Source organism: Streptomyces sp. ITFR-6, from assembly GCF_031844725.1.
In the GTDB taxonomy this organism is placed as follows: Bacteria; Actinomycetota; Actinomycetes; order Streptomycetales; family Streptomycetaceae; genus Streptomyces.
The window spans coordinates 3,258,065-3,267,571 of sequence record NZ_CP134612.1; the positions used below are offsets into that span (position 1 = coordinate 3,258,065).

Below are 9,507 nucleotides of genomic sequence, written 5' to 3' on the forward strand. Positions count from 1 at the left end.
CGGGCAGCCCGAGGCGGATGTGCACCTCACCTGGCGGGCGGCTCACGTGGACGGCTCATGCAGTGCGGAAGGGAACACCACTCGGCCGGTCCCGGTGTCAACGACTGCTGAATGCTCCGGTGCGGCCATCTGCGAAAGGGCTTCCCAGACTTCGAGGACGAGCCGGCTCAGACCTGGCATGGACTGCGAATGAACCGCCCCACGCGAACGGCTGCGCGCGAGGTCCCGCGGCCGCCAGTCGCCGTCGGTACGCCGACGGCTGTTCAGGGGCGGTGCGGTCCTGACCTGAAGCATGTGCTCCAGGGCGAGTCCGCAGACGCCGAGCCCTATCTCGGCGGCAACGGACTGTTCGTCCTCGGGGGCCTCGGAGAGCAGCAGCGGCCAGCGAATCACCACAACCCTCTCCCAGAGCTCGGGTGGCACGGTGTTGGCCAGGTGATGACTCTCGCCCACCGGCAGATCCCGCAGACGGCGTTCACCCGCCTGTGTCTGCCTCACGTAGCAAAGTCCTGCACCGGAGGCGAAGACGCCATAGAGCACCGGCCCCGCTGTGGCAGGCCCATCGCCGTTCTCCTCTGTCAGAAGGGCTCCGACTCGGTGCGCGAACCGGTACCGCCGCTCCTGCCAGCGGGCCAGCAGCGAGGGATCGGCAAGCAGAGTTGTCAGCGACGTTCTCCAACTGCGATATGCGTCTTCGTACGACTGGTCGTTCACAGACACCAGTCTGAGGCAGCCCCAACCGGCATAGGCTACGGGGCCGCGCCGTCGGCCCGAAGGCCCCGTGTGCGTCCTCCCTCAGCAAGGCTCCGGCACGCGTCACCGGCTTCGGTGCGCGCGCCGCACCGGGACTGAGATGCCATTCCATGCCCCCGGCCAGGAGGCCGGGTCTCGCCGGACCTGAGGCACGCTTCCATGCAGCATCGACGCGGGGAAGGCGTATGCGAGAAGCGTGCGAGCACGCCCGAGGCCGCCCACCCGGAACTCTGGCCGACGGCAGGTTCGGATCTGGTCCGGAGCCAGAAATATCGTCGCCCGGCTCAAGGCGGCGGAGCACAATGCCAGGCATGGGGACGGACATTCATGGCGTCATCGAGTGCCGCTGGGATCGCTGGCTGGACGATGACGATCGCGCGTGGAACCAGGTCATCGACCTCTCACACCTCTACAACGGGCGCGACTACGTTGCTTTCGGTTCCCTGTTCGGTGTCCGCGACACCACCTCGTTCCGCGCACTCGCCGATCACCGAGGCCTCCCCCATGACGTGTCGAAAGAGGTCCTCGCTGACTTCCAGCCCTGGAGTGACGAGCTGCACAGCGAGTCCTGGATCTCTTGGGCGGAGCTGGCAGCCGCCGACTGGGACGAGGTCGCGAGCGAGGTCGATGGCTGTGTTCACGAGTACCGCCGGGGCTCTGACGGCAGCTGGAAGATGCAGGGACGGAACTCCGGCCTCACCCGCTTTGCGGAACTCTCCGGTCTCAGCGATGCCCGGCAGCTCTACTGCGCGGGCAGCGTCTACCCCGAGGACACCGAGTGGCCGGACGGTGAACGGCTCTTCCGCGTCGGCCGCCTGCAGCAAAAGGACGCCGTGCCCGACAGCGAATGGGGTGCCGTCTGGTCGGTCATGCGCGCGCTGGCAGGTCTGCACGGCGACGAGGGCGTCCGCCTGGTCGTCTGGTTCGACGGCTGATGCCGGAAGGCGTCCGGCGGATGAGTCTTATTCGCGACTCGCAGTGCCATTTGCCGGAGACAGTCCGGAAAGCACTGAATCCCACCTCTACTCCGCGGTCCAACTTGCACACATGCAGAAACCCCGCCCGACCTGGTGTTGAAGCAGGTCGAGCGGGGTTTCACTTCCAGTGGCGGCGCCAGGGTTCGAACCTGGGTAGGCTGAGCCGGCAGATTTACAGTCTGCTCCCTTTGGCCACTCGGGCACACCGCCAAGGGATGCTGCCGTCGGGCCCGTCTCGCGACGGCGCTCTGTGGCAACGACGTAAACGATACCTGATGCCCAGGGGTGCTACGCCACTGGATTGATCAGCGGCCCGCGCGGGCCGGGGTGGCTAGGCTTTGGTGGGCGGCGTGGTGCCAGTGGGCCCTACGGCCGCCCCGTAGGTATTCCGTTTCCAGCACCCCGATACAAGGAGCCACACGTCATGGCCGACTCCAGTTTCGACATCGTCTCGAAGGTCGAGCGGCAGGAGGTCGACAACGCCCTCAACCAGGCCGCAAAGGAAATCTCGCAGCGATACGACTTCAAGGGCACCGGCGCCTCGATCTCCTGGTCGGGCGAGAAGATCCTTATGGAGGCGAGCGGCGAGGAGCGGGTCAAGGCGATCCTCGACATCTTCCAGTCCAAGCTGATCAAGCGCGGCATCTCGCTGAAGTCGCTGGACGTGGGCGAGCCGCAGCTGTCCGGCAAGGAGTACAAGCTCTTCGCCACCATCGAGGAGGGCATCTCCCAGGAGAACGCCAAGAAGGTCGCGAAGATCATTCGCGACGAGGGCCCCAAGGGCGTCAAGGCGCAGGTCCAGGGTGACGAGCTGCGGGTCAGCTCGAAGAGCCGGGACGACCTGCAGGCCGTTCAGGCGCTGCTCAAGGGCCAGGACTTCGACTTCGACGTGCAGTTCGCGAACTACCGGTAGGACCCGACGGTCCGGGCGCGGGGCGGACTGTGTGGTTCCGCGCCCGGACGTCATGTCCGAATACCGCCGGTCCCGGCGGTTCGGGCGACGCAGACTGGTCCGTGGCAGCCGATGACCGTGCTGTCCGCCGGACGAGATGAGGGACGAGTCATGACCATGTACGCGACGGTCGACAGCCCGCTGGGCGAGCTGCTGCTGGTCGGCGAGAAGGCCGCGGGACCGGCCGGCGACGGGGTCGCGCTCGTCTCGCTCTCCCTGCCGGGCCAGAAGGGCGCGGCGGTCGTCCAGGACGGCTGGATCCGCGAGCCCGGTGCCTTCGCAGGGATCGCCGGGCAGCTGCGGGAGTACTTCGAGGGGCGGCGGGCCCGCTTCGAGATCGCCCTCGCGGACGGCCTGGGCACCGAGTTCCAGCGCCGGGTGTGGGCCGCGCTGGACGAGGTCCCGTACGGGGAGACGGTGTCGTACGGGCAGATCGCCGCGCGGGTCGGCGCCTCCGGGGCGGGGGTACGCGCCGTGGGCACGGCGATCGGGCGCAATCCCCTGCTGGTCGTACGGCCGTGCCACCGGGTGATCGGCGCCGACGGGGCGCTGCGCGGCTACGCGGGCGGCCTGGAGCGCAAGCAGCGGCTTCTGGGGCTTGAGGGCGCCCTGGCGGTGCGCTGATGGCCGGGCTCTTCCCCCGGCCGAGGGTGGAGGTCGCGCCCGGGGCGGTGCACGTTCCCGAATGGCTTTCCGAGGAGCGGCAGCGGGAGTTGGTGGCGGCCTGCCGGGAGTGGGCGCGCGGGCCCGTTCCGTTGCGGCACACGGCGCTGCCGGGCGGCGGGGTGATGTCCGTACGGACGGTGTGCCTGGGGTGGCACTGGCAGCCGTACCGCTACACCCGCACGGCGGACGACGTGAACGGCGCACCGGTCGCCCCGTTCCCGGAGTGGCTCGGGGAGTTGGGGCGGGACGCGCTGGTGGCCGCGTACGGGCAGGAGAGCCCGGTACGGGCGTACGCGCCGGACACCGCGCTGATCAACTTCTATGACGACGCGGCGCGGATGGGCATGCACCAGGACAAAGAGGAGCGGTCCGGTGCCCCCGTGGTGTCACTGAGCATCGGTGACAGCTGCGTCTTCCGCTTCGGGAACACGGAGGGGCGGGGAAGGCCCTACACCGACGTGGAGTTGGCCTCGGGCGATCTGTTCGTCTTCGGCGGGCCTTCGCGTTTCGCGTTCCACGGGGTGCCGAGGATCCACCCGGGGACGGCCGGTCCCGCGACAGGCATGAGCGGTGGTCGGCTCAATCTGACCCTTCGCGAGACCGGGTTGGGTGTCTGAGGACGGGCAACGGCAGTGGTGTCAGCGGCGTTCGCGGGAGTTCCCGAACAACAGCCGGTAGGCGATCAGCAGGATCAACGAGCCGCCGATGGCCGAGATCCAGGTCGCCGCGTCGAAGAAGTCGTCCTTGGAGATCGGGCGGTCCAGGAAGCGCGCGGATATCCAGCCACCCACGAAGGCGCCGACGATCCCTATGAGCGTGGTGCCCACGAGGCCGCCGGGGTCGCGTCCCGGCAGCAGGATCTTGGCGATGACGCCTGCGACAAGTCCAAGAATGATCCAGCCAATAATCGTCATGCTTGGGCACCTACCCCTCACTCGGTCTTGGAATCCAAGACGCGGATGAGGGGTGGATGGTTGCGGGATATGGGCTGTGAGCTGGCCCTACGTCACTCGCGGCCGGGTAGGTCACTCGCGCCGCCGCCCGTCACCAGCGGTCCGTCACCAGCCATCCGTCACCAGCCGGCGAACTGCTCGTCGGTCCTGACGATCTCCTTGCCGAAGGGCATCAGCGATACCGGGATCAGCTTGAAGTTGGCGATGCCCAGGGGGATGCCGATGATCGTGATGCACAGGGCGATGCCGGTGGTGATGTGACCGAGCGCCAGCCACCAGCCGGCGAGGACCAGCCAGAGCACGTTGCCGACGCAGGAGGGCGCGCCGGCGTCCCGGCGGTCGACGACGCGGTGGCCGAAGGGCCACAGGGCGTAGACGCCGATCCGGAAGGCCGCGAGGCCGAACGGGATGCCGATGATCGTGATGCACAGCAGGAGTCCCGCGAGCAGGTAGCCCAGGAACATCCAGAAGCCGCACAGGACCAGCCAGATAACGTTCAGAATTGTCTTCATGGGCGATGACCTGCCATCTGCTCAAGTCGGGCGATGCGCTCCGCCATCGGCGGGTGGGTCGAGAACATCCTGGACATGCCCCGGCCGGGGCGGAACGGGTTGGCGATCATCATGTGGCTCGCTGTCTCGATCCGCGGTTCGGGGGGCAGGGGAAGCTGCTTGGTTCCGGCGTCAAGCTTACGCAGGGCGGCGGCAAGGGCCAGCGGGTCTCCGGTGAGCTGGGCGCCGGAGGCGTCCGCCTCGTACTCCCGGGAGCGGCTGACGGCCAGTTGGATGACGGAGGCGGCGAGCGGGCCCAGGATCATGATCAGGAGCATGCCGAGGATGCCAGGGCCCTCGTCGTCGTTGGAGCGGCCGACCGGGATCAGCCAGGCGAAGTTGACCAGGAACATGACGACGGAGGCGAGGGCTCCGGCGACGGAGGAGATCAGGATGTCGCGGTTGTAGACGTGGCTCAGCTCATGGCCGAGGACGCCGCGCAGCTCCCGCTCGTCGAGGATCTGGAGGATGCCGTCGGTGCAGCAGACCGCCGCGTTGCGCGGGTTGCGGCCGGTCGCGAAGGCGTTGGGGGCCTGGGTCGGGGAGATGTAGAGCCGCGGCATGGGCTGGCGGGCGGCCGTGGAGAGCTCACGGACGATGCGGTAGAGCCGGGGCGCCTCGAACTCGCTCACCGGGCGGGCGCGCATGGCCCGCAGCGCCAGCTTGTCGCTGTTCCAGTACGCGTAGGCGTTGGTGCCGACGGCTACGAGGAGCGCGACGATCAGGCCCGTACGTCCGAAGAAGCTGCCGATGAGGATGATGAGTGCGGACAAGCCACCGAGGAGTACGGCGGTTCTCAGCCCGTTGTGCCGGCGGTGCACGGTACGCCCTCCAAGTGGTGCAGCAGGGGAACCCTTGCTGGGTGGTGCTCCACTCCCCAGTGGAGCCTCCCGTACTGGTCAACGCCAGGCGAGGAGAACTGGTTCCCTTGTGCTCACGGCCGCCGGGCCCGGCCGCTCCGGATGTGCGTACCGGAGCGGGCCGTAGGCCGTACGGGTGGGGGCGCGGTGGATCAGCGCTGGACGGGGAGCTTGGCGAGGGCCAGCGCCTCCGGGTCGGGCTCGACCTCGCTGGTGCAGTGGGCGCACCGGGAGGCGATGGCCGGGATCTCGGTGAAGCAGCGAGGGCAGTCGCGCAGGGCGGCCTTGATGTCGGTCTCCTCCTGCTTCTTCTTGGCGGTGAACCGGTCCTGCACCTTGGCCATGGGCATGACGACGCAGAAGTAGAGGACGGCGGCGGTGATGAGGAAGGCGATCGCGGCGCTGATGAAGACGCCGTAGGGGAACGTCACCCCGTCGATCTTGAACTTGGACTGGCTGAAGTCGCCGGCGCCCCGGGTGATGATGCCGATCAGCGGGACGATGAACGCGTTGCTGAATCCGGTGACGACGGCCGTGAACGCCGCTCCGACGGCGAGACCGACCGCCATGGAGATCACGTTCCCGCGCAGGATGAAGTTCTTGAACCCGTTCAGCACCGCTCTGGCTCCTCTGTGATGTCAACGCCCGTCGCGTCGTATGCGGGAAAACCCTGCCCTGTGGGAGCCGTTCCGGGCAAGCCGGTCTTGGCGGTCAGAACAGGTTGACGGCGGCGAACCTGAGGACGGTCTGCGGGGCGCCTGAGAGGGCGATGCCGGCGACGGCGGTGAGGGCGATCGCGGCGGTGAGGGGGGCCGGGGTGCGGGGCCTGGCGGGGGCCTGAGGCCGCTCCGTGCCGTCCTGTGCCGCGGTGCCCCGGAAGAGGGCCGCCGTCCACTGGAGGTAGTAGTACAGCGCGACGACCACGTTCACGGCCATGACGACGGCGAGCCAGCCGAGCCCCGCGTCGACGGCCGCGGAGAAGACCGTGACCTTGGCGAAGAGCCCGATGATGCCCGGCGGCAGCCCGGCCAGGCAGAGCAGGAAGAAACCCATCGCGAGGGCGGCAAGCGGCCGGGTCGCGTACAGGTTCCGGTAGTCGGCGACGCGGTTGCCGGGGTGGGTACGGGCGACCAGGGCGGCCACCGCGAACGCGCCGAGGTTCACGACGGCGTACATGAGGGCGTACGCGACGGTGGAGCCGATCTTCCGGTCTCCGGCGTACGCGGCGGCCGCGATCGGCACCAGGAGGTAGCCGGCCTGCGCGACGGACGACCAGGCGAGCAGCCGTACGGCGCTGCGGGCGCGGGTGGCGCTCTGGCGCAGCGCGGCGACGTTGCCGACGGTCATGGTGAGCGCGGCCAGGACGGCGAGGGCGGGGCCCCAGACGTCCGCGTACGCCGGGAAGGCGACCACGGTGACCAGGATGAGGCCGGAGAAGCCGACCGCCTTGCCGACGACCGAGAGGTAGGCGGCGATCGGCAGGGGGGCGCCGACGTAGGTGTCGGGGACCCAGAAGTGGAAGGGTGCGGCGGCCGTCTTGAAGGCGAAGCCGACGAGGGTGAGGGCCACGCCCGCCCCGGCGAGGGTGGAGAGCTGCCCGGGGACCTCGTCGAGGCGTCCGGCGAGCTCCGTGAGGTGGAGGGTTCCGGTCGCCGCGTACACGAAGCTGACGCCCAGGAGCATCACGGCGGTCGCGACGACGGAGGACAGGAAGAACTTCAGCGCGGCCTCGGAGGAGCGGCGGCTGCCGCGCTTGATGCCCACCAGGGCGAAGGCGGGCAGCGAGGCGACTTCGAGGGCGACGACGAGGGTGGCGAGGTCGCGGGAGGCGGGCAGGAGCGCGGCGCCGGCGGCGGAGGACAGCAGCAGGAACCAGAACTCGCCGGCCGGGAGCCTGCGGGTGTCGCCGAGGGAGAGCAGCGCGGTGAGCAGGGCGCCGCCGAGCACGAGGGCCTGGACGACCAGGGCGAAGTGGTCGGCGGTGTAGCTGCAGGCGCGGCTGCCGGTGGTGAGGCAGAAGGTGGCGCGGTCGCCCTCGTGCAGCGGCACGATCAGCGCGAGCGCGGCGGCGAGACCTGCGACGGACCCGTAGCCGAGGAGCGGCTTGCGGGCTTCCGGGACGAAGAGGTCGGCGACCAGGACGGCGACGGCGACGACGGCGACGGTGACCGGGGGCGCGATCGCGAGCCAGTCGACGGACTGGACGAGGCTGGTGGTGCTCTCGGCCGCTGTGGTCACGACTTGCCTCCTGCGAGGAGCTTCTGCACGGCCGGGTCGGTGAGGCCGAGGAGGACGGCGGGCCACAGGCCGGCGAGGACGGTGAGGGCCGCGAGGGGGGTCCAGGCGGCGAATTCGTAGCGCTGGACGTCGGCGACCGGGTGCGGGTCCTCGCGCTTGGCGCCCATGCAGACGCGGCGGACCACGATCAGGAGGTACGCGGCGGTGAGCAGGGTGCCGAACGCGGCGACGGACATGAAGGTCAGGAAGGCGGGCCGGCTCAGCCCGTCGGCGGGGTCGAAGGCGCCGAACAGGGCGAGCATCTCGCCCCAGAAGCCGGCGAGTCCGGGCAGGCCGAGGGAGGCGACGGCGGCGAACGCGAGGAGGGCGCCGAGGCGGGGCGCGCGGCCGTAGAGCGCCGCGCCGGTGGCTCCGGCGAGGGTGTCGAGGTCGGCGGTGCCGTACCGGTCCTTGACCGCGCCGACCAGGAAGAACAGCAGGCCGGTGATGAGCCCGTGGGCGATGTTGGCGAAGAGCGCGCCGTTGACGCCGGTGGGCGTCATGCTCGCGATGCCGAGGAGGACGAAGCCCATGTGGCCGACGGAGGAGTACGCGATGAGCCGCTTCAGGTCGCCCTTGGCGCCGGGCCGGGCCAGCGCCAGGCAGGCGAGCGATCCGTAGATGATCCCGGCCACGGCGAAGGCCGCGAGGTAGGGCGCGAACGTGTGCATGCCGTCGGGGGCGACAGGGAGCAGGATCCGGACGAATCCGTACGTGCCCATCTTCAGCAGGACGCCCGCGAGCAGGACCGAGCCGACGGTCGGGGCGGCGGTGTGGGCGTCCGGCAGCCAGCTGTGCAGCGGCCACATCGGGGTTTTGACGGCGAGTCCGATGCCGATCGCGAGAACGGCGATGACCTGCACGGACGAGGTGAGGCCGCGGCCGTTGTCAGTGGCGAGTGCCACCATGTCGAAGGTGCCGCTCTTCAGTCCGATGAGGAGCAGCCCGAGCAGCATGACGACGGAGCCGAGCAGGGTGTAGAGGATGAACTTCCAGGCGGCGGCCTGCTTCCGCGCACCGCCCCAGCGGGCGATGAGGAAGTACATCGGGATGAGCACCATCTCGAACGCCAGGAAGAACAGCAGCAGATCGAGGACGGCGAAGGTCGCGAGGGTGCCGGACTCCAGGAGCAGGATGAGTGCGACGAAGGCCTTAGGGGAGGGGCCCGCGGGCATTTTGAAGTAGCTGTGGAGCGCGCAGAGGAAGGTCAGCAGCGCGGTCAGTACGAGAAGGGGGAGCGAGATGCCGTCGATGCCGAGATGGATGCGGACGTCGAGCGCCGGGATCCAGCTGATGTCGGTGGTGGCCTGCATCTTCGACGGGTGGTCGTGGTCGAAGCCCAGGGCGAGCACGATCGCGGCGAGGAGGACCACGCCGGTCACGCTCACACCGTGGCGGAGCACGGCCTGGTCGGGATTGCGGCCCTTGAGTCCGGGCGGGGCCGGGAGCAGGGCCGCGACGGCTCCGAGCAGCGGGGCGACGACGATGAACGCCAGAAGGAACTGCATCACGGATTCG

The 9,507-nt window shown here is 69.4% G+C and carries 11 protein-coding genes and 1 tRNA gene; 4 read left to right on the forward strand and 8 right to left on the reverse strand.

Annotated features, from left to right (window positions below; all coding sequences use genetic code 11):
- Positions 1-42: 42 nt before the first annotated feature.
- Positions 43-714, reverse strand: coding sequence for a hypothetical protein (locus RLT59_RS14590; RefSeq protein ID WP_311303790.1), 672 nt, complete (start codon positions 712-714; stop codon positions 43-45).
- 350 nt (positions 715-1,064) lie between these two features.
- Here RLT59_RS14590 and RLT59_RS14595 point away from each other — a divergent pair, with 350 nt between their 5' ends.
- A complete protein-coding gene (locus RLT59_RS14595) occupies positions 1,065-1,688 on the forward strand; it encodes a hypothetical protein (RefSeq protein ID WP_311303791.1) in 624 nt (207 codons plus the stop codon).
- Positions 1,689-1,858: 170 nt separating this feature from the next.
- Here the strand turns inward: RLT59_RS14595 and RLT59_RS14600 are convergent.
- Positions 1,859-1,940, reverse strand: a tRNA-Tyr gene (locus RLT59_RS14600).
- A 214-nt stretch (positions 1,941-2,154) separates the two neighbouring features.
- Between RLT59_RS14600 and RLT59_RS14605 the strand changes: the two genes are divergently transcribed.
- From RLT59_RS14605 to RLT59_RS14615, 3 genes are all read left to right on the forward strand, one after another.
- Positions 2,155-2,643 carry a YajQ family cyclic di-GMP-binding protein gene (locus RLT59_RS14605; RefSeq protein ID WP_311303792.1) on the forward strand — a complete coding sequence of 163 codons (489 nt, stop codon included), beginning with the start codon at positions 2,155-2,157 and terminating at the stop codon, positions 2,641-2,643.
- Between the two features lie 150 nt (positions 2,644-2,793).
- Positions 2,794-3,306, forward strand: a complete 513-nt coding sequence (locus RLT59_RS14610) for a methylated-DNA--[protein]-cysteine S-methyltransferase (protein WP_311303793.1) — start codon at positions 2,794-2,796, stop codon at positions 3,304-3,306.
- A complete protein-coding gene (locus tag RLT59_RS14615; RefSeq protein ID WP_311303794.1) occupies positions 3,306-3,965 on the forward strand; it encodes an alpha-ketoglutarate-dependent dioxygenase AlkB family protein in 660 nt (219 codons plus the stop codon). Before RLT59_RS14610 ends, RLT59_RS14615 begins: the two co-directional genes overlap by 1 nt.
- Before the next feature lie 21 nt (positions 3,966-3,986).
- Here the strand turns inward: RLT59_RS14615 and RLT59_RS14620 are convergent, their stop codons facing one another.
- The 6 genes from RLT59_RS14620 to RLT59_RS14645 all read right to left on the reverse strand — a co-directional run bounded on the left by RLT59_RS14620 (position 3,987) and on the right by RLT59_RS14645 (position 9,497).
- Positions 3,987-4,262, reverse strand: coding sequence for a GlsB/YeaQ/YmgE family stress response membrane protein (locus RLT59_RS14620; protein WP_024493475.1), 276 nt, complete (start codon positions 4,260-4,262; stop codon positions 3,987-3,989).
- A 158-nt stretch (positions 4,263-4,420) separates the two neighbouring features.
- Positions 4,421-4,813, reverse strand: coding sequence for a YccF domain-containing protein (locus RLT59_RS14625; RefSeq protein ID WP_311303795.1), 393 nt, complete (start codon positions 4,811-4,813; stop codon positions 4,421-4,423).
- Positions 4,810-5,673: a zinc metalloprotease HtpX gene (gene htpX / locus RLT59_RS14630; protein WP_311303796.1), complete on the reverse strand. Its 864-nt coding sequence runs from the start codon at positions 5,671-5,673 to the stop codon at positions 4,810-4,812. Before htpX ends, RLT59_RS14625 begins: the two co-directional genes overlap by 4 nt.
- Positions 5,674-5,864: 191 nt before the next feature.
- Positions 5,865-6,329: a large conductance mechanosensitive channel protein MscL gene (gene mscL / locus RLT59_RS14635; RefSeq protein WP_311303797.1), complete on the reverse strand. Its 465-nt coding sequence runs from the start codon at positions 6,327-6,329 to the stop codon at positions 5,865-5,867.
- Between the two features lie 94 nt (positions 6,330-6,423).
- Positions 6,424-7,950 (reverse strand): NADH-quinone oxidoreductase subunit N, encoded by a 1,527-nt coding sequence (locus RLT59_RS14640; protein ID WP_311303798.1) that lies wholly within the window; start codon positions 7,948-7,950, stop codon positions 6,424-6,426.
- A complete protein-coding gene (locus tag RLT59_RS14645) occupies positions 7,947-9,497 on the reverse strand; it encodes a complex I subunit 4 family protein (protein ID WP_311307726.1) in 1,551 nt (516 codons plus the stop codon). Before RLT59_RS14645 ends, RLT59_RS14640 begins: the two co-directional genes overlap by 4 nt.
- Positions 9,498-9,507: the final 10 nt, after the last annotated feature.